The organism is Citrobacter sp. TBCP-5362 (genome assembly GCF_005406305.1).
GTDB classification, from domain to species: Bacteria; Pseudomonadota; Gammaproteobacteria; order Enterobacterales; family Enterobacteriaceae; genus Citrobacter_B; species Citrobacter_B koseri.
Genome location: NZ_CP040234.1, coordinates 1,190,085 through 1,210,113 on the forward strand (window position 1 = coordinate 1,190,085; position 20,029 = coordinate 1,210,113).

Sequence of the window (20,029 nt, forward strand, 5' to 3'; positions counted from 1 at the left end):
TAAATGGTTCTTTGTAACTTTGCGTTTTTAACGTTACAACGTGAAAAATCTGCATCACAAACCTGAAAAGAAATCCGTTGAAATTCGTAAGGTCTTCATTCGACAAAGCCTTGTACAGCATGAAGGTAATCGTTTGCGTAAAATCCTTTGTCAAGACCTGTTATCGCAGAATGATTCGGTTATACTGTTGGCCGTTGTCCCACGGGATTGCCTTTTTAGGCCAAAAATTTATCGTTAGCTGAGTCAGGAGATGCGGATGTTAAAGCGTGAAATGAACATTGCCGATTATGATGCCGAACTGTGGCAGGCTATGGAGCAGGAAAAAGTACGTCAGGAAGAGCACATCGAACTGATCGCCTCCGAAAACTACACCAGCCCGCGCGTGATGCAGGCGCAGGGGTCTCAGCTGACCAACAAATATGCTGAAGGATATCCGGGCAAGCGCTACTACGGCGGTTGCGAATATGTGGATGTCGTTGAGCAACTGGCGATTGACCGCGCGAAAGAACTGTTTGGCGCAGACTACGCCAACGTCCAGCCGCACTCTGGTTCTCAGGCTAACTTCGCGGTCTACACTGCGCTGCTGCAACCGGGCGACACCGTTCTGGGTATGAACCTGGCGCAAGGTGGCCACCTGACTCACGGTTCTCCGGTAAACTTCTCCGGTAAACTGTACAACATCGTGCCTTACGGCATCGATGAGTCCGGTAAAATTGACTACGAAGAGATGGCGAAGCTGGCTCAGACTCATAAACCGAAGATGATCATCGGCGGCTTCTCTGCTTATTCCGGCGTCGTTGACTGGGCAAAAATGCGTGAAATTGCCGACAGCATTGGCGCATACCTGTTTGTTGATATGGCGCACGTCGCGGGTCTTATCGCCGCAGGCGTTTACCCGAACCCGGTTCCGCATGCTCACGTTGTGACCACCACCACGCACAAAACCCTGGCGGGTCCGCGCGGCGGCCTGATCCTGGCGAAAGGCGGTGACGAAGAGTTGTACAAAAAACTGAACTCTGCCGTTTTCCCTAGTGCTCAGGGTGGCCCGCTGATGCATGTGATCGCCGGTAAAGCGGTGGCGCTGAAAGAAGCGATGGAACCGGAGTTCAAAGTCTACCAGCAGCAGGTTGCCAAAAACGCCAAAGCGATGGTGGAAGTGTTCCTGAACCGTGGCTACAAAGTGGTTTCCGGCGGTACGGAGAACCACCTGTTCCTGCTGGATCTGGTGGACAAAAACCTGACCGGTAAAGAAGCTGACGCCGCGCTGGGTCGTGCCAACATCACCGTTAACAAAAACAGCGTACCGAACGATCCGAAGAGCCCGTTCGTTACTTCCGGTATCCGTATCGGTTCTCCGGCCATTACGCGTCGCGGCTTTAAAGAAGCAGAAGCCAAAGAGCTGGCTGGCTGGATGTGCGATGTGCTGGACAACATCAACGATGAGGCGGTTATCGAGCGCATCAAAGGCAAAGTACTGGACATCTGCGCACGCTTCCCGGTTTACGCGTAAGCGATACGCCTGGCATTGTGAAAAAGGCTTCCTGCGGGAAGCCTTTTTTATTTCCGGGTCACGCCGTGCGGGCGAATCCAGGCGCGACTTTGATACCCGGTTATATGAATAATTTTAATACCGCGCCGGTGGTTTTTCATTCGACAAGCGAGTCTCCTTTCATCGCAGGGTGTCGGACTCATATTCAGAGCGCGTTTAGCTGTGATTCGACGTACAGATAGCCGATCCCCATCAACTGTTGCGAACGACTGAGTGTGCCAAAGCCGATCCGGGTGGACCTTGCCTGTGGGTTATCGCCATGATCAAAGGGATTAAACCCCGTTTGCTGCACCAGCGTATTCAGCCAGCTTTCGCCAAAGGCGCAACTGCGGCCATAAATCCAGATTTGGTTAATATTCAGGATATTCAGAAAGTTATATAAACTCAGGCCAATCGCGCTGGCGGCGTGTTCCACCCAGGCCTGGATGCGGACATCGCCCTGTTGCCAGGCGGTAATCAGTTGATCGATGGTGATAGTTTCTGGGTCGCAATCCGCCGTGGGCTGCGTTTTCATCCACCGTCGGGCCTGTTTTTTAAGCGCGCTGAGCGAGGCCACGGTTTCCAGACAGCCGTAGCGGCCGCAATCACAGGCCACCCCGTCCGGGTTGACGATGGTATGTCCGATCTGACCGCTGCCATACAAACTGCCGCGCCAGATGTTGTCGTTGATGACGAAGGAGGAACCAATCCCGTAATCGACGTTAATGACGCAGAAATCGCGGTTTGCCGCTGGGTTTTGCCACTTCTCCGCCAGCGCCAGCATCACGCAGTCATTGTCTAACCGCACCTGTACGCCGAGCATCTCCTCCAGCAAATATTTAATCTCAACCGGGGTTTTCCACGGTGCCTGCGGCATGGTTTTTGACGCCCCGGTAATGGGATCGACCTGACCGTGAACGCCTAATGCCAGATTGATGGTCACGTCGGGATAGCGCTGACGATATTCCCGCCAGTGCGCGGCAAGCGCGGTCAGCAAGGCTTTTGGCGAACCGGCATTGATCTCCGCATGGCGCCAGTCGCCCACGGCGACCAGACGCGCATCTGCCAGCTGGCTGGTGATGCTGGTGGGCGTCACGTTCATGCACAGCGTCCAGTCTCCCTGTTCGGGCAGGTGATAGCTGCCGCTACTCAGCCCTCGTTGGCTTAACGTCTCCCGGGAATGGCAAATTCTTCCCTCATCGATCAACTCCTCCAGAATATTGCTGACCGCCGGAATCGACAGGCCGCTGAGCTGCGCCAGCCGGGATTTACTGAGCTGTTTTTCACGCCACAGGTGCGACAGAAAGATCTGCTTGTTGGCTTGCCTGACCCGGGCGTTATTGAACCCTGTACGCTGCATACACTTAACTCCCTTAACTATATTGCGTGAGCATTGCGTATTTTAACGCCAGTTATCTGCCCCAGAATAGCAGCAAGGTGAAATTTTACTTTTGTTTGTTTAGTGGAGAATGACATGTACGGTTCAGTTAAGGTCTGGCAGGAAACACTCTCACTCCCTACGTGGACAACCGGCGAAGAAGATCCGAACCCGATGTTCCTGGAAAAGCGGGTTTATCAGGGGTCTTCAGGCGCGGTTTATCCTTATGGCGTCATCGATACGCTGACCGGTGAACGTGAAATGCGCGAGTATCAGGCAGTCTGGATGGAGAATGATTTTATTCGCATCATGCTGTTGCCGGAGCTGGGCGGACGTATTCATCGCGCGTATGACAAAGTGCAGCAGCGTGACTTTGTTTACTACAACGAAGTGGTGAAACCCGCGCTGGTCGGGCTGCTGGGGCCGTGGATCTCCGGTGGGATTGAATTTAACTGGCCGCAGCATCACCGTCCTACCACATTTATGCCGGTGGATTTTACCTGTCAGCAGGGCGAACGCGGAGAACAAACCGTGTGGATGGGGGAAGTGGAACCCATGCGCGGCTTGCAGGTGATGACCGGATTTACGCTGTACCCCGATCGGGCATTAATTGAAATCACCGGAAAAGTCTTTAACGGCAACGCTACGCCGCGCCATTTTTTGTGGTGGGCAAACCCGGCGGTGAAAGGCGGAGACGACCACCAGAGCGTCTTCCCGCCGGACGTTACTGCCGTATATGACCACGGTAAACGGGATGTCTCCGCCTTTCCGATCGCGACGGGCACTTATTACAAAGTGGACTACTCCGCCGGCGTGGATATCTCGCGTTATAAAAATGTGCCGGTGCCGACCTCTTATATGGCTGAAAAGTCAGATTATGATTTTGTCGGCGCCTGGCATCATGGCGAACGAGGGGGACTGCTGCATGTGGCCGACCACCATATTTCGCCGGGTAAAAAACAGTGGACGTGGGGATACGGTGATTTCGGCGTGGCCTGGGATCGCAACCTGACCGATGACAACGGCCCGTACATTGAACTCATGACCGGGGTCTTCACCGACAACCAGCCTGATTTTACCTGGCTTGCGCCGTATGAAGAGAAAGTCTTCGTGCAAAATTTCCTGCCCTACAGTGAGCTGGGCATGGTGCAAAACGCCAGTACGCAGCTTGCGCTGCGCCTTGAGCGAGAAGGGAACCAGCTTTCATCCGGCGTTTATGCCGTTGCGCCGCTACATGACGTTCAGGTAACGCTTTGTGCCCAGGGGCAACCGTTCTTTGAAAAAACACTCACGCTGGAACCCGGTCAGAGCTGGCGCGCCGATCTTTCTGACGCGGGCCACGCGCGGGTGAAAATGACCGTTGCCCGTCGTGATGGCGTCACGCTGCTGGCGTATGAGGAGCATATCGCGGAGGACTTGCCGTTGCCGAAAGCGGCCTGTGCGCCCGAACTACCAGAGGCGCTGTCCTGTACTGATGAGCTCTATTTTATTGGTCAGCATCTGGAGCAGTACAACCATGCCAGCCGCTATGCAGAAGAGTATTACCAGCGAGCGCTGGACGTGGACCCGCATGACTATCGCAACAATGTCGCGCTGGGTACGCTGGCGCTGAATCGTGCGGACTGGGCGCAGGCAGAGCGCTGTGCGCAGTCTGCCTTACAGCGGGCGCATAAGCTCAATAAAAATCCGCGTGATGGGGAAGCGAGTATGCTGCTGGCCGCCGCGCTGGAACGTCAGGGCAAGGACGACCTCGCCCGTGAGCACTACTACAAAGCCAGCTGGAGCGGCAACTGTCGTGACGCGGCCTTCTGGTCGCTGGCGCGAATCGCCATGAAGCGGAATGATTACGCCGATGCGCTGGAGAAAGTGAATCTGAGTTTGCGCTTTAATGGCAGCAATAATCTGGCGATGGGGCTGAAAGCACTGGTTCTGGCCGGACTCGGGCGCACAGCCGAAGCGCTGGCGTATATTTCACAGCAGCTTATTGAGTACCCGCTGAGTTACACCTTGCATTATGCGCGCTGGGCTATCCGTCAGGATGAGGCGGCGAAAGAGGCGCTTATCGCCATTACCGGGCGCCGTGGCACCAACGCCTGCGAGCTGGCGGGCTGGCTGGTCTCTTGTGGGCAAAAAGAGGCCGCCCGCGCGGTGCTGACGCTGCTCGACAGCCAGGAGACGCTGCCCATGCTGTGGCGCGCGTCGCTGAGTGATGATCCGCAACCGTTTATTGCGCAGGCTCGCGACTGTTTGCACAACCGCGTTCGTTTTCCCAACACGCTCGACGAAGTGCAAATGCTGCAAACGCTGTCGGATTGCGCCTTCGCTCGCTATCTGCTGGGTTGTTTCTGGTACAGCAAACGTCGTTATGAAGAGGCGGTGAATTGCTGGCAGTTTACGCTGGAGCAGGAACCGAATTTCGCGCCGGTGCATCGGCTGCTGGGGATTTACGCCTGGAACAAACAGCACGATGCGCAGAAAGCGCTGAAATACCTGTCTCAGGCGGTCACGCTGGAGCCGAAGAATGCCCGCTTCCTGTTTGAGCTGGATTATCTGAACAAACTGATGGCAGCGCCAGCCGGGGCGCGTTTACAACGGCTGGAGGCCAGCAAAGAGATTGTTTTCCATCGCGACGATCTGACCGTGGAATTGCTTAGCGTATGGAATAGCCTCGGTCGCTACGAAGCGGCCGCCGGGGTGTTGCGCGAACGTGTTTTTCACCCCTGGGAAGGCGGGGAGGGCAAAGCCACCGGGCAATATTTACTGAATCAGATCCATCAGGCGCTGGAAGCTATTCGCCGTGGCGAGCCGCAAAACGCCACCGTTTTGCTTCAGCAGGCGTTGCACTATCCGCACAATCTCGGCGAAGGGCGTTTACCGGGACAAACGGATAATGACATCTGGTATTTGCTGGGCTATTGCGCGCGCCAGCAAGGTCATCATGATGAGGCGCAGCGCTATTTCACTCGCGCGACTCGCGGAGGCAGCTCGCTGGACGCGGGACGTTACTACAATGACCAGCCGGTGGATTATCTCTTCTGGCAGGGGATGGCGCTGAAAGCGTCAGGTGACTGTACTGAAGCGAACTTTCTTTTCCAGAGTTTCCTGCAATGGGTGGAGACGCAGCGTGACAAGGTTCCCGACGTCGATTTCTTCGCCGTATCGTTACCGGATCTGGTGGTGCTGGATACACCCGCACAGGAGAAACACCAGCAGCACTGCCTGTTCATTACCGCGCTGGGCCATCTGGGGCTGGGTGATATCCCGGCGTGCCAGCAGGCGCTAAACGCGCTCCTGCAACGCAATCCGACGCATGACAAGGCGCAACTGCTGCGCCATGCGCTCAACATACCGTTATTTCAATAGACCCTGAACAGGTGGAGGCGACTCCACCTGAAACCTGCTGTTCCCTGCGTTTCCCTGAAAGAGGAATCATAATGAATAACACGCAGACACATTTAAGAATCGGTTATGTCTGGACTATCTGTCTGGTTGCCGCCTGCGGCGGCTTGCTGTTTGGCTATGACTGGGTGGTGATTGGCGGCGCCAAACCGTTCTACGAAGCCTATTTTTCAATTACCGATCCCGCGCAGTCCGGCTGGGCGATGAGTTCCGCGCTGGTCGGCTGTATCTTTGGCGCACTGATGTCCGGCTGGTGCGCTGATAAATTTGGGCGAAAAATGCCGCTGATTCTGGCCGCGATCCTGTTCAGCGCATCGTCCTGGGGAACCGCTGTCGCCAGCAATTTCGATATGTTTGTGATTTACCGTATCGTTGGCGGCGTAGGAATCGGCCTGGCGTCCGCCCTTAGCCCGCTGTACATCGCGGAAGTCAGCCCGGCGGAAAAGCGTGGACGTTTTGTGGCGGTCAACCAACTCACGATCGTGATCGGCGTGCTGGCGGCCCAGCTCATTAACCTGATGATTGCTGAACCGGTGGCGACCGACGCGACCCGGCAGGCGATTGTTGAAAGCTGGAATGGGCAGATGGGCTGGCGCTGGATGTTCGGCGCGGAACTGGTGCCTGCGCTGGCGTTTCTGGTTCTGATGTTCTTTGTGCCGGAATCACCGCGCTGGCTGGTCAAAGCGGGCAAACCTGAACGCGCCCGCGCCATGCTGCAACGGATTGGCTCAGCGGAGTATGCCGGGCAGACGTTGCGGGAAATAGAACATACTCTGCTGAAAGACAACCACAAAGTGGCCTGGTCAACGCTGTTGCAGCCGCAGATTAAACCGATTGTCATCATCGGCATGGTGCTGGCCGTCTTCCAGCAATGGTGCGGGATCAATGTGATCTTCAACTATGCGCAGGAGATCTTCGCTTCCGCAGGGTTTGATATCAACGGAACGTTAAAATCCATTGTCGCCACAGGGATTATTAACCTCGTCTTCACCCTCGCAGCGCTGCCGCTGGTCGATAAAATTGGTCGCCGAAAACTGATGCTGTTTGGCGCTTCAGGACTCACGGTGATTTATGTACTGATTGCTGCCGCTTACGGGATGGGGATTATGGGCTGGCCGGTTCTGGTGCTGGTGCTGGCGGCTATTGCGATTTACGCCCTGACGCTGGCGCCTGTCACCTGGGTTCTGTTGTCGGAAATCTTCCCGAACCGCGTCCGTGGTCTGGCGATGTCGCTGGGGACGCTGGCGCTCTGGATTGCCTGCTTCCTGCTGACCTACACGTTCCCGCTGCTTAATGCGGGGCTGGGAGCGGCGGGCAGTTTCCTGCTTTACGGCGTTATCTGCGCGATGGGGTATTTCTACGTGCTGCGCAATGTGCCTGAAACGAAAGGCGTGACGCTGGAGGCGCTGGAAGAGCAACTGGCGGCGCGGCATGTGAAATCCAGCCCGTCAGCTCAACAGCGAAGTGCACGGTAATGGACGATACGCTGACATTACAAAACACGTATCTGCGGATGCGTGTTGATCCACAGGGCGGCAGATTGTTGAGTTTGTTTTCATTAGCGCATCAGCAGGCCGTTTTACGTGAAGGATGCGGCGTAAAACCCGGCGAATGCGGCCTATTCCCCATGCTGCCGGTCGCCAATCGCGTTGCCGAAAACCGTTTTCTGTTCAGGGGAGAGGCGGTGAATCTTCCCCGGCATGAGGAGGATGCCGTTTTCTTTCTGCACGGTGACGGTTGGCTCAGGCGCTGGGATACGATTGCCGTTCATGAGGATGCCTGTCATCTGCGTTCAGGTCGTCAAATGGCGTGCGGTTATGATTATGTCGCGGATCTTCACTATCAGCTGAACGCTTCTGTGCTTCATGCCTCGCTGACGATAACGCACCGGGGAGAACGACCGATGCTTTATGGTTGCGGATTCCACCCGTACTTTGCTTTTGATCGTCACAGTACTGTGCAGTTTGCCGCCAGCGGTTACTGGCCGGAAGGTAAGCAGCATCTGCCGCAGGAATGGCAAAGCGATATTCCCCGGCAGGCGGATTTTTCCGGCGCGCAATATGGCGAGGATGCGTGGCTTAACGTAGGGTATTCCGGCTGGAGTGGGCGGGCGATCGTGCAGCGTGATGTGATGAAGGTCACGCTTTTATCGCAAACGCCCTGGCTTATGCTATTCAGAATGCAAGGGGAGTCATTCTTGTGTCTGGAACCGCAGTCGCACCCGGTAAATGCCCACAACATGCCGGGGCAACCGGGACTCCAGGCTTTAGCTCAGGGAGACCAGTGCCATTTCGCGATGCAAATCGCTGTTGTTTAGGCCAAAAAAGATGTTATTCGCCTGTTAATGCTCTCTTGCGCCAGCCTGCATTTATCGCCAGACTATCGCCTCCATACGGGAGGGAATCATGGTTTTGCACTCCACGCGCTGGCTGGCGCTCGGTTATTTTACCTACTTCTTTAGCTACGGTATTTTTCTGCCATTCTGGAGCGTCTGGCTTAAAGGCCTGGGGCTGACGCCGGAAACCATCGGTCTCCTGCTGGGGGCTGGGCTGGTGGCGCGTTTCCTCGGTAGCCTGTTGATTGCGCCACGGGTGAGCGATCCTTCCCGCTTGATTTCTGCGTTACGCTTTCTGGCGCTGCTGACGCTGGTGTTTGCCCTCGCATTCTGGGCAGGGACGCACGTTGCGTGGCTGATGGTGGTGATGATCGGTTTTAACCTCTTCTTCTCGCCGCTGGTGCCGCTCACCGATGCGCTGGCCAATACCTGGCAAAAACAGTTAACGATGGACTATGGCCGGGTGCGTTTGTGGGGGTCCATTGCGTTTGTGATCGGCTCGGCGTTGACCGGGAAGCTGGTGAGCCTCTTTGATTATCAGGCGATTCTGGGGCTATTGACGCTTGGGGTGGCCTCGATGCTGCTAGGTATGCTGCTGCGACCGAGCGTATTGCCGCAGGGGGAAAGCCGTCATCAGGAGAGCGCGGGCTGGCCTGCCTGGCGTACGCTCGTCGTCCAGAGCTGGCGCTTTCTCGCCTGCGTGTGCCTGCTGCAAGGCGCGCATGCCGCTTATTACGGCTTCAGCGCGATTTACTGGCAGGGGGCGGGCTATTCCGCCTCGGCAGTGGGGTATTTGTGGTCGCTGGGCGTGGTGGCGGAAGTGGTTATTTTTGCGCTGAGCAACAAATTGTTCCGCCGTTTTAGCGCTCGCGATCTGCTATTGCTCTCCGCCGTATGCGGCGTCATCCGCTGGGGATTAATGGGCTGGAGCACCGCGCTGCCGTGGCTGATAGCGATCCAGATTCTGCATTGCGGCACCTTTACCGTTTGCCATCTGGCCGCGATGCGTTACATCGCCGCTCGCCAGGGAAGCGAAGTGATTCGTCTACAGGCGGTCTATTCTGCCGTGGCGATGGGCGGTAGCATCGCCATCATGACCGTATTCGCCGGATTCCTGTATCAGCATTTAGGGAACGGCGTATTCTGGGTGATGGCATTGGTGGCGTTGCCTGCTATTTTCTTACGGCCTAACGTCGCCGCGTCATCATGATTCCAGTATTTTGCGGATCTGCTGCTGTTGGTGTGCGGTAAGCGACAGGTCCGCATGAATCAACGGCGGCGAAAAGAGCGGCAGCGGTGTGGCATATGGGGTGACAATCAGCGCCACGCCGCGCGGCGAACCTTCTTTCTGGAAGGTCTGCGTCGGCATATGCTTAATATTGAGCGGCAGGAGCGTCAGTTCTCGTAATTGCTGCTCAATATGTGCCTCCAGTTCGCCGTTATTGCCTGTCAGTAACACGATCTGCTTTTCGTGCAGGTCGTTCTCCTGCATCAGCCATGCGCCAAAAATTACCGCGACCAGCCCTGTCTCTTCATCAGAGAAACGCACACCGTATTCGCTTTCAAACCCGGCGAGGGCGTCACGCGTGGTGCGCACCAGCCGAGGGTAGAGGCGACTGAACTCTTCCGGCAGCGTGTTATCAATACCAATGGCGAATAAACTTCGGCTCAGCGCCTGGGCAAGGTGCACATAGAGTTGGTCGTTAAGTCCCTGTTCGTCGCTGAAGCGTACCTGCCCCATTTCCTGAAAGCGCAACACCAGCCGGGCGACAGCCAGGCGCAGGCGGCGATCCTGCTGATGGTTGTCGTGGATAGGGTCGGGGATGCGAATCATGGAAAACAGTAAAGCCATAAACAGCGTTTCGTCGGGCGGCGCGTTTTGCATGACGCGGCGCTGCCAGTGACGGCCAATCTCCAGCGCGAGCGGGTATTCGGCGCAGGACTGCGCCCACTGTTTCTGTAGCGGATTAAACGCCGGTGCGATGCCCGCATGATGCTGTAGCAGGCAATATTGTAAAAACAGCCGCAGAAACTGCACATCCCGGCATTCAAACGGTTTTTGCAGCCGCCGCGAGCAAAGGTTGATCAGCGCATGCAGATTGGTATCGTCATACAACGTACGCGCGATCCCTCTCCGTTTAAGCTCGGTTTTTAATGCCGGCGTAAACTGTTGCGTAATGAAGGTCGGGCATATGCGTAAGCCGCGTCTGAGCCAGTGTAAAAGGCACAAACGTTGGTTGAGCGCAGCCCCCTCGATTCGGTAGCGTCCGTTCTGACCCATTGTGATGGCGAGTCGATGATAGCGCTGGATCTCCAGGCCTGTTTCGGTGATATCCTCACGGGCAATTTCATCATCGACGCCATTGAGCGCGCTGAATGTTTCCGTGGTGGCGATTTGCCCCGGCTGGAAAAGCGTCAGTAAAACCTGGCAGCGGCGCTGGGGAGCAGAAAGTACAGACGGCGAAGTAAGCGTTGGCATCATCTGTCTGGTCTCCCGTTAGTTTGTTTGATAAGGATAGCTAAAGTTTGTGCGTGGAAATGGTTATAAGAGGGCTTTACGCCAGGAATGCTGGCGAGCATCACAGAATTTTTAACGTGAGGAACAGATGCAATTAGTTAAACGCAGCGCTTTAACACTCTTTCTCGCTGTTTTATCTTTCACAGCGCAGGCGCACCCTCATAGCTTTATTCGATTGCAGACGCAGCTGGTGAGTGAAAACGATCGGTTTGTGGCGCTAAAAATGCGCTGGACGATGGATGAAATCACCTCCGCCGACCTGCTTTACGACGCGGGAGACGCGAAGCCCGGTTCGGAGATCTGGAAAAAGCTGGCGGCGGAAGTGATGGCGAACGTGCTCGGCCAGCACTACTTTACCGAAATGTGGCACAACGGACAAAAGGTCAAGTTTAAAAATCGCCCGACGGAATACGGAATGGAACGGGAAGCGCACCAGGCGGTGTTGACGTTTGTCCTGCCGTTGGCTGAACCGCAGCCGCTGAGCGGCCAGACTTACACTTTTTCGACCTTCGATCCCACATACTATGTGGATATGAGCTACGCCAACGATCGGGACGCCTCGTTGCCGCAGGCGTTAAGCACACAATGCAGCATGAGCGTGCATACGCCGACGCCGAGTGAAGAGACGCTCAGTTTTGCGCAGTCGCTGGATAAAGAAGACGCGCCGCCGGAGGATATGGATTTGGGTAAACAGTTCGCGCAGAAGGTAACGGTGCAATGTCAGTAATCTCCCAACAACGCCCGCGCTCCCGACGCTGGCTGCCGCTGTGGCCGCTGGCGGTATTTCTGTTGCTGGCCATCGCGGGCGGGCTGTGGTTATGGCAGGCCTGGCCGCAGGTGATGGTGAAAAGCATTGTCTGGCAGCGGGAAATGAATCAGCAGATGAGCGCCTTATTAAAAGCGGTGGCGGCGAATCCGGCGCAGGCGGGCGGTTCGCTGCTGTTGTTTAGCTTTCTGTATGGCGTACTCCATGCGCTGGGGCCGGGTCATGGAAAAGTGGTGATTACCACATGGCTGGCGACGCATCCATCAAAGCTGAAATCAAGCATCGGCCTGACGCTGGCCTCATCGTTGTTGCAGGGGCTGGTGGCCATTGCGTTGGTGGTTGTGGTGCTGACGGTATTGCAGCTTCCGGCGAGGCAGTTACATCTGAGCAGCTTCTGGCTGGAGAAGGGTAGTTATGCGTTAGTCGGCGTGCTGGGAATATTGCTTTGCTGGCGGGCGCTAAAGACGCTTCGCGCGCTGCTGCGCAAGCCGAAATTTATCTCATTTACGCCGCATCATGTTCACCACGAACATTGCGGCTGTGGGCATCAGCATCTGCCGAACCCAGAGCAACTCAGGAATGGCGATGACTGGCGCGCGCGGCTGATGATTATTCTGTCGATGGGGATGCGCCCCTGTTCCGGCGCGATTATGGTGCTGCTGTTCAGTAAAGTTATTGGCGTCTTTAGTTGGGGAATGGCGTCGGCGCTGGCGATGGCGGCGGGAACCTCGCTGACCATTACCTCTCTGGCGTTGCTGGTTCACAGTTTCCGCACGCTGGCGGTAAAATTAAGCGGCAATAAAACGCCGGTATTGTGGCGGCAAGTGGGATGGACAACGCTGGCGTTAGCCGGTGGCGTGATTTTGGTTGTGGCGGCGGTGGTGATGTGGGTCAGTGCGGTGCCGGTGGGCAGGGGATTAAGACCGTTTTAGCACAGTTGTCGGATGAATGCCTGATGGCGCTTCGCTTATCAGGCCTACGGGAAACTCCCCTGGTAGGCCGGATAAGGCGCTAGCCGTCATCCGGCATCAAACGATTAACGCTTCAGCGCATCGCTCAATTCGTCGCGCATGCTTGCCAGCATCGCTTTAACCACGCGCGGGTTACCGGCCACGATGTTACCGGTCGTCATGTAGTTATGGCCGCCGGTAAAGTCGCTGACGATACCGCCCGCTTCACGCACCAGCAGTTCGCCACCGGCGAAATCCCACGGACGCAGACCGATCTCAAAGAAACCGTCAACGCGACCCGCAGCCACATACGCCAGATCCAGCGCAGCAGAACCGGTGCGACGGAAGTCAGCGCATTCGGTGAACAGTTTGCTAACGATATTGATGTAGGTGGTCGCATACTGTTTGGCTTTGAACGGGAAACCGGTCGCCAGGATGGTGCCATCCAGGTCGCGCGCGGTGCTGCCGCGCAGACGGTAACCGTTCAGCTGTGCGCCCTGACCGCGAGTGGCGGTGAACAGTTCGTTACGCATAGGATCGTAAACTACCGCAACTTCAGTACGGCCTTTGATGCGTACGGCGATAGATACCGCGAAGTGCGGCAGACGTTTGATAAAGTTGGTGGTGCCATCCAGTGGATCGATAACCCATTGAACATCCTGATCGGTACCTTCATGTTCACCGCTTTCTTCGGTAATGATGGTGTGCTGTGGGTAAGATTTGCGGATCGTTTCGATAATAATCGCTTCGGCGGCTTTATCGACGTTGGTCACAAAATCATTGCTGCCTTTCTGGCTGGTTTCTACTGAGTCAGGCGTTTCGTAGTGTTTGGCAATTACATTACCCGCCTTGCGCGCTGCGCGCACGGCGATGGTCAGCATCGGATGCATCGGTCTCTCTCACTGGATGTTAAAGAACGGGAAAACGGCGCAGAGTATAGCAGCGAGTTCGGAATATGTCTCCGTTTTATGATAATATGCCCGAATAATCTTTAGCCGAAGAAAGACAATGCTGCAAAATATTCGAATTGTGCTGGTGGAAACCTCTCACACCGGCAATATGGGTTCTGTTGCCCGCGCCATGAAAACAATGGGTTTAACAAACCTGTGGCTGGTCAATCCGTTGGTCAAGCCGGATTCCCAGGCTATCGCGCTGGCGGCTGGCGCCAGCGATGTGATCGGCAATGCGCAGATCGTCGATACGCTCGATGACGCGCTGGCAGGGTGTAGCCTGGTGGTCGGCACCAGCGCGCGTTCCCGCACGCTGCCGTGGCCGATGCTGGACCCGCGCGAATGCGGTCTGAAAAGCGTGGCGGAAGCCGCGAATACGCCGGTTGCGCTGGTCTTTGGCCGCGAGCGCGTTGGTCTGACCAATGACGAACTGCAAAAATGCCATTACCATGTGGCGATTGCCGCAAACCCGGAATACAGCTCGCTCAACCTGGCGATGGCGGTACAGGTGATCGCCTACGAAGTGCGTATGGCCTGGCTGGCAACGCAGGAAAACGACGAGGCGGCGGAACATGAAGAGACGCCATATCCGCTGGTGGACGACCTGGAACGTTTTTACGGCCATCTGGAGCAGACGCTGCTTTCAACCGGCTTTATCCGTGAAGGCCATCCGGGGCAGGTCATGAACAAACTGCGTCGTCTGTTTACGCGTGCGCGCCCGGAAAGCCAGGAACTGAACATCCTGCGCGGCATTCTTGCTTCTATTGAGCAGCAGAATAAAGGCAAGTAAGCGTGTTGATGCCGGATGGCTGCACGATTTGCAGGCCGAATATTGTAGGCCGGATAAGCGAAGCGCCATCCGGCAAACAGAAACGGCACTGAAGGTTAAATACCTGACTAAATTAGTCAAGTAAATAGTTGACTGATTTAGTCGGGAATGTCAGACTTGACCCTGCTATGCAATACCCCCATTTTACAATAAAAAACCCCGGGCAGGGGCGAGTTTGAGGTTAAGTAAGACATGAGACTGACATCTAAAGGGCGTTATGCCGTGACCGCAATGTTGGACGTTGCGCTCAACTCCGAAGCGGGCCCGGTACCGTTGGCTGATATTTCTGAACGTCAGGGAATTTCCCTTTCTTATCTGGAACAGCTGTTTTCACGTTTGCGTAAAAATGGTCTGGTTTCCAGCGTACGTGGCCCAGGCGGTGGTTATCTGTTGGGTAAAGACGCAGGTAGCATCGCGGTTGGCGAAGTGATTAGCGCTGTTGACGAGTCGGTAGATGCGACCCGTTGTCAGGGCAAAGGCGGCTGTCAGGGCGGCGATAAATGCCTGACGCATGCGCTGTGGCGTGATTTGAGTGACCGTCTGACCGGTTTCCTCAACAACATTACCTTAGGCGAACTGGTGAATAACCAGGAAGTTCTGGATGTGTCTGATCGTCAGCACACCCATGACGCGCCACGTAGCACTCGTACGCAAGACGCAATCGACGTCAAACTGCGCGCGTAATTTACCCGCCCTGTTTCGGGGCGCTGCTGTGTTGGCCGCGCTTGTTCACCTCAGTCACTTACTTATGTAAGCGCCTGGGTTTCACAAGCTTGTCGCCTTGCTGCACCGCAAAACAGTTAGGGTAAAAAATTATAATAGATTTCAGAATCAGGCCGGGGCGTTTACTCGCCCCGTGTACTCGGTCGTACATCCAGCCGGTTGCCTGATTCCTTGCATTGAAGCGATGTACGGAGTTTATAGAGCAATGAAATTACCGATCTATCTCGATTACTCCGCAACCACGCCGGTGGACCCGCGTGTTGCCGAGAAAATGATGCAGTTTTTGACCCTGGACGGAACCTTTGGTAACCCGGCCTCTCGTTCACACCGTTTCGGCTGGCAAGCTGAAGAAGCGGTAGATATCGCCCGCAACCAGATCGCAGAACTGGTTGGCGCCGATCCGCGTGAAATCGTCTTTACCTCCGGTGCGACTGAATCCGACAACCTGGCGATTAAAGGTGCGGCCAACTTTTATCAGAAAAAAGGCAAGCACATCATCACCAGCAAAACCGAGCATAAAGCCGTGCTGGATACCTGCCGTCAGCTTGAGCGCGAAGGGTTTGAGGTTACTTACCTGGCGCCGCAGAGCAACGGCATTATCGATCTGAAAGAACTCGAAGCGGCGATGCGCGATGACACCATTCTTGTGTCCATCATGCACGTTAACAACGAAATCGGCGTGGTGCAGGATATCGCGACCATCGGCGAAATGTGCCGTGCGCGTGGCATTATCTACCACGTTGACGCCACCCAGAGCGTGGGCAAACTGCCTATCGACCTGAGCCAACTGAAAGTAGACCTGATGTCCTTCTCCGGCCACAAAATCTATGGCCCGAAAGGGATTGGCGCGCTGTATGTGCGTCGTAAACCGCGTATTCGTATCGAAGCGCAGATGCACGGCGGCGGTCACGAGCGCGGTATGCGTTCCGGTACGCTGCCTGTACACCAGATCGTCGGTATGGGCGAAGCTTACCGTATCGCGAAAGAAGAGATGGAAACCGAGATGGCGCGTCTGCGCACGCTGCGTAACCGTCTGTGGAACGGCATCAACGATATCGAAGAAGTTTACCTGAACGGTGACCTGGAACAGGGCGCGCCGAACATTCTCAACGTCAGCTTTAACTACGTTGAAGGCGAATCCCTGATTATGGCGCTGAAAGATCTGGCGGTGTCTTCAGGTTCCGCCTGTACGTCCGCAAGTCTGGAACCGTCCTATGTGCTGCGCGCATTGGGCATGAATGACGAGCTGGCGCATAGCTCTATCCGTTTCTCTTTAGGTCGTTTCACTACTGAAGAAGAGATCGACTACACCATTGAGCTGGTGCGCAAATCCATCGGTCGTCTGCGTGACCTTTCCCCGCTGTGGGAAATGTTCAAACAGGGCGTGGATTTGAACAGCATCGAATGGGCTCATCATTAATCGGTATCGGAATCAGGAGAATTTATAATGGCTTACAGCGAAAAAGTAATCGATCATTACGAGAATCCACGCAACGTGGGTTCCTTTGACAACAGCGACGAAAACGTAGGCAGCGGCATGGTGGGTGCACCGGCTTGCGGCGACGTGATGAAGTTGCAGATTAAAGTCAACAATGAAGGTATCATTGAAGACGCGCGTTTCAAGACTTACGGCTGCGGTTCCGCTATCGCGTCCAGCTCCCTGGTCACTGAATGGGTGAAAGGGAAGTCTCTGGACGAAGCGCAAGCGATTAAAAATACCGATATCGCAGACGAGCTTGAACTGCCTCCGGTGAAAATTCACTGCTCCATTCTGGCAGAAGACGCAATTAAAGCCGCTATTGCGGATTACAAAAGCAAACGTGAAGCAAAATAAGAAGAGTTGAGGTTGTTATGTCGATTACACTTAGCGACAGTGCTGCAGCGCGAGTAAATACCTTTCTGGCAAACCGTGGTAAAGGGTTTGGCCTGCGCCTGGGGGTGAGAACTTCCGGCTGTTCAGGTATGGCTTATGTACTGGAATTTGTTGATGAACCGGCGGCAGAAGACACCGTGTTTGAAGACAAAGGCGTAAAAGTCGTGATCGACGGTAAGAGCCTGCAATTTCTGGACGGTACGCAGTTAGACTTCGTAAAAGAAGGTCTGAACGAAGGGTTTAAATTCACCAACCCGAACGTAAAAGACGAGTGTGGTTGCGGCGAAAGCTTCAACGTGTAACGTGCTTACCGATAACCCCACCGTGGTCACCTGCGCGTGGGGTTTGTTTTACCTGACTCCCTGAAACATCAGAGAGTCGATGCCCTGAGAATGTTATGGACTACTTCACCCTCTTTGGCTTGCCAGCCCACTATCAACTCGATATCCAGGCGCTGAGCCTCCGTTTTCAGGATCTTCAACGTCAGTATCACCCTGATAAATTCGCCAGCGGTACACAGGCTGAGCAACTCGCCGCCGTACAACACTCCGCGACCATTAATCAGGCCTGGCAAACGCTGCGTCACCCTTTGACGCGCGCCGAATATTTACTGTCACTACACGGCTTTGATCTGGCCAGCGAGCAGCATACGGTGCGCGATACCGCGTTTTTGATGGAACAGCTGGAACTGCGTGAAGAGCTTGATGAAATAGAACAGGCAAAGGACGAAGCGCGACTGGAAAGTTTCATCAAGCGCGTGAAAACAATGTTTGATGCCCGCCATCAGCTGATGGTGGAACAGTTGGACAACGAGACGTGGGACGTGGCGGCGGACACCGTGCGTAAACTGCGTTTTCTCGATAAACTGCGAAGCAGCGCCGAACAACTCGAAGAAAAGCTGCTCGATTTTTAATTCCCGGAAGCGAATATGGCCTTATTACAAATTAGTGAGCCTGGTCTGAGCGCTGCGCCGCACCAGCGTCGTCTGGCGGCAGGCATCGATTTAGGTACTACCAACTCATTGGTTGCGACCGTTCGCAGCGGCCAGGCAGAAACGCTGGCCGATCACGACGGTCGCCATCTGTTGCCGTCAGTCGTTCACTATCAGCAGCAGGGCCACACGGTCGGTTACGCGGCGCGCGCGAACGCGGCGCAGGACACGGCTAACACCATCAGCTCGGTAAAACGCATGATGGGCCGCTCGCTGGCGGATATTCAGACGCGCTATCCCCATCTGCCGTATCAGTTCCAGGCCAGTGAAAATGGTCTGCCGATGATTGAAACGGCGGCAGGTCTGCTCAACCCGGTACGTATTTCTGCCGATATCCTGAAAGCGCTGGCGGCGCGGGCGACGGAAGCGTTGTCGGGCGAGCTGGATGGCGTGGTTATTACCGTGCCTGCTTACTTTGACGATGCACAGCGTCAGGGAACGAAAGACGCGGCGCGTCTGGCGGGGCTGCACGTCTTGCGTCTGCTCAATGAACCTACGGCGGCGGCGATCGCCTACGGTCTGGACTCCGGCAAAGAAGGCGTTATCGCGGTTTACGACCTCGGCGGCGGCACCTTCGATATCTCTATTTTACGCCTGAGTCGCGGTGTGTTTGAAGTGCTGGCGACTGGCGGTGATTCCGCACTCGGCGGCGACGACTTCGACCATCTGCTGGCCGATTACATCCGTGAGCAGGCGGGCATTGCCGATCGCAGCGATAACCGCGTCCAGCGTGAACTGCTGGATGCCGCCATCGCGGCAAAAATCGCGCTGAGTGATGCCGATTCCGTTAGCGTCAATGTGGCGGGCTGGCAGGGCGACATCACCCGTGAACAGTTTAATGACCTTATCGCCGCTTTAGTTAAACGTACTCTGATGGCCTGTCGCCGCGCATTGAAAGATGCGGGCGTTGAGGCGCAGGAGGTGCTGGAGGTGGTGATGGTCGGCGGCTCCACCCGTGTGCCGCTGGTGCGCGAACGCGTGGGCGAATTTTTTGGTCGTCCGCCGCTGACGGCAATCGACCCGGATAAGGTCGTCGCCATTGGCGCGGCGATTCAGGCGGATATCCTCGTCGGCAACAAGCCGGACAGCGAAATGCTGCTGCTGGACGTGATTCCGCTGTCGCTGGGGCTGGAAACCATGGGCGGCCTGGTGGAGAAAGTGATCCCGCGTAACACCACCATTCCGGTGGCGCGCGCGCAGGACTTCACCACCTTTAAAGATGGTCAGACCGCGATGTCGATCCATGTCATGCAGGGCGAGCGCGAGCTGGTGCAGGATTGCCGTTCGCTGGCGCGCTTCGCGCTGCGCGGGCTCCCGGCGATGCCGGCGGGCGGGGCGCATATCCGCGTCACCTTCCAGGTGGATGCCGATGGCCTGCTGAACGTCACCGCGATGGAAAAATCCACCGGCGTTGAGGCGTCTATCCAGGTCAAACCGTCTTACGGTCTGACGGACAGCGAAATCGCCACCATGATTCAGGATTCAATGAGCTTTGCCGAGCAGGATGTAAAAGCCCGTATGCTGGCAGAGCAAAAAGTGGAAGCGGCGCGCGTGCTGGAAAGCCTGACCGGCGCGCTCGCTGCTGATGCCGCGCTGCTAAGCGCCGCAGAACGTCAGGTCATTGATGATGCCGCCGCGCACTTGAGCGAGGTTGCGCAGAGCGATGATGTTGACGCGATAGAACAAGCCATTAAAAACGTAGACAAACAAACCCAGGAATTCGCCGCTCGTCGCATGGACAAATCTGTTCGTCGCGCGCTGCAAGGCCATTCCGTGGACGAGGTTTAAT

General features: G+C 55.7%; 17 protein-coding genes. 14 read left to right on the forward strand and 3 right to left on the reverse strand.

What is annotated here, in order from left to right; translation table 11 throughout:
* Positions 1 to 256 precede the first annotated feature (256 nt).
* Positions 257 to 1,510 carry a serine hydroxymethyltransferase gene (glyA, locus tag FD428_RS05810; protein WP_049009096.1) on the forward strand — a complete coding sequence of 418 codons (1,254 nt, stop codon included), beginning with the start codon at positions 257 to 259 and terminating at the stop codon, positions 1,508 to 1,510.
* 184 nt (positions 1,511 to 1,694) lie between these two features.
* Here the strand turns inward: glyA and FD428_RS05815 are convergent, their stop codons facing one another.
* Positions 1,695 to 2,888 carry an ROK family transcriptional regulator gene (locus FD428_RS05815; protein ID WP_047461977.1) on the reverse strand — a complete coding sequence of 398 codons (1,194 nt, stop codon included), beginning with the start codon at positions 2,886 to 2,888 and terminating at the stop codon, positions 1,695 to 1,697.
* Positions 2,889 to 3,002: 114 nt separating this feature from the next.
* On the opposite strand from FD428_RS05815, the gene FD428_RS05820 reads away from it, so the two are divergent.
* From FD428_RS05820 to FD428_RS05835, 4 genes are all read left to right on the forward strand, one after another.
* Positions 3,003 to 6,269: a DUF5107 domain-containing protein gene (locus tag FD428_RS05820; protein ID WP_114848595.1), complete on the forward strand. Its 3,267-nt coding sequence runs from the start codon at positions 3,003 to 3,005 to the stop codon at positions 6,267 to 6,269.
* Between the two features lie 71 nt (positions 6,270 to 6,340).
* The gene (locus FD428_RS05825) at positions 6,341 to 7,780 is read left to right on the forward strand and encodes a sugar porter family MFS transporter (protein WP_114848596.1); all 1,440 of its coding nucleotides are present in this window, start codon (positions 6,341 to 6,343) and stop codon (positions 7,778 to 7,780) included.
* Positions 7,780 to 8,622: an aldose 1-epimerase gene (locus FD428_RS05830; RefSeq protein WP_114848597.1), complete on the forward strand. Its 843-nt coding sequence runs from the start codon at positions 7,780 to 7,782 to the stop codon at positions 8,620 to 8,622. Before FD428_RS05825 ends, FD428_RS05830 begins: the two co-directional genes overlap by 1 nt.
* A gap of 88 nt (positions 8,623 to 8,710) precedes the next feature.
* Entirely contained in the window at positions 8,711 to 9,850 is a 1,140-nt protein-coding gene (locus tag FD428_RS05835) for a 3-phenylpropionate MFS transporter (protein WP_114848598.1), read from the forward strand.
* Here FD428_RS05835 and csiE read toward each other — a convergent pair.
* Positions 9,845 to 11,122 carry a stationary phase inducible protein CsiE gene (gene csiE / locus FD428_RS05840; protein WP_114848599.1) on the reverse strand — a complete coding sequence of 426 codons (1,278 nt, stop codon included), beginning with the start codon at positions 11,120 to 11,122 and terminating at the stop codon, positions 9,845 to 9,847. The two genes, FD428_RS05835 and csiE, sit on opposite strands and share 6 nt — an antisense overlap.
* Positions 11,123 to 11,246: 124 nt before the next feature.
* On the opposite strand from csiE, the gene FD428_RS05845 reads away from it, so the two are divergent.
* Positions 11,247 to 11,885 carry a DUF1007 family protein gene (locus FD428_RS05845; protein WP_114848600.1) on the forward strand — a complete coding sequence of 213 codons (639 nt, stop codon included), beginning with the start codon at positions 11,247 to 11,249 and terminating at the stop codon, positions 11,883 to 11,885.
* On the forward strand, positions 11,876 to 12,856 hold the full coding sequence (locus FD428_RS05850) for a nickel/cobalt transporter (protein WP_114848601.1): 981 nt from the start codon (positions 11,876 to 11,878) through the stop codon (positions 12,854 to 12,856). The genes FD428_RS05845 and FD428_RS05850 overlap by 10 nt, the downstream gene beginning before the upstream one ends.
* Positions 12,857 to 12,960: 104 nt before the next feature.
* Here FD428_RS05850 and suhB read toward each other — a convergent pair whose 3' ends face one another.
* Complete coding sequence (suhB, locus tag FD428_RS05855) at positions 12,961 to 13,764, reverse strand: inositol-1-monophosphatase (protein WP_024130116.1); 804 nt, start codon at positions 13,762 to 13,764, stop codon at positions 12,961 to 12,963.
* 118 nt (positions 13,765 to 13,882) lie between these two features.
* Between suhB and trmJ the strand changes: the two genes are divergently transcribed.
* The 7 genes from trmJ (at position 13,883) to hscA (ending at position 20,028) form a co-directional block, all read left to right on the forward strand.
* A complete protein-coding gene (gene trmJ, locus FD428_RS05860; protein WP_071258072.1) occupies positions 13,883 to 14,614 on the forward strand; it encodes a tRNA (cytosine(32)/uridine(32)-2'-O)-methyltransferase TrmJ in 732 nt (243 codons plus the stop codon).
* Positions 14,615 to 14,845: 231 nt separating this feature from the next.
* The gene (gene iscR, locus FD428_RS05865) at positions 14,846 to 15,337 is read left to right on the forward strand and encodes a Fe-S cluster assembly transcriptional regulator IscR (RefSeq protein WP_012131246.1); all 492 of its coding nucleotides are present in this window, start codon (positions 14,846 to 14,848) and stop codon (positions 15,335 to 15,337) included.
* 244 nt (positions 15,338 to 15,581) lie between these two features.
* Positions 15,582 to 16,796 (forward strand): cysteine desulfurase, encoded by a 1,215-nt coding sequence (iscS, locus tag FD428_RS05870; protein ID WP_024130117.1) that lies wholly within the window; start codon positions 15,582 to 15,584, stop codon positions 16,794 to 16,796.
* A gap of 27 nt (positions 16,797 to 16,823) precedes the next feature.
* Positions 16,824 to 17,210, forward strand: coding sequence for a Fe-S cluster assembly scaffold IscU (gene iscU / locus FD428_RS05875; RefSeq protein WP_002913991.1), 387 nt, complete (start codon positions 16,824 to 16,826; stop codon positions 17,208 to 17,210).
* 17 nt (positions 17,211 to 17,227) lie between these two features.
* Positions 17,228 to 17,551, forward strand: a complete 324-nt coding sequence (gene iscA, locus FD428_RS05880) for an iron-sulfur cluster assembly protein IscA (protein WP_004104506.1) — start codon at positions 17,228 to 17,230, stop codon at positions 17,549 to 17,551.
* 95 nt (positions 17,552 to 17,646) lie between these two features.
* A complete protein-coding gene (hscB, locus tag FD428_RS05885; protein ID WP_114848602.1) occupies positions 17,647 to 18,162 on the forward strand; it encodes a co-chaperone HscB in 516 nt (171 codons plus the stop codon).
* Between the two features lie 15 nt (positions 18,163 to 18,177).
* Entirely contained in the window at positions 18,178 to 20,028 is a 1,851-nt protein-coding gene (hscA, locus tag FD428_RS05890; protein ID WP_110493950.1) for a Fe-S protein assembly chaperone HscA, read from the forward strand.
* The last annotated feature ends 1 nt before the right edge of the window (position 20,029 follow it).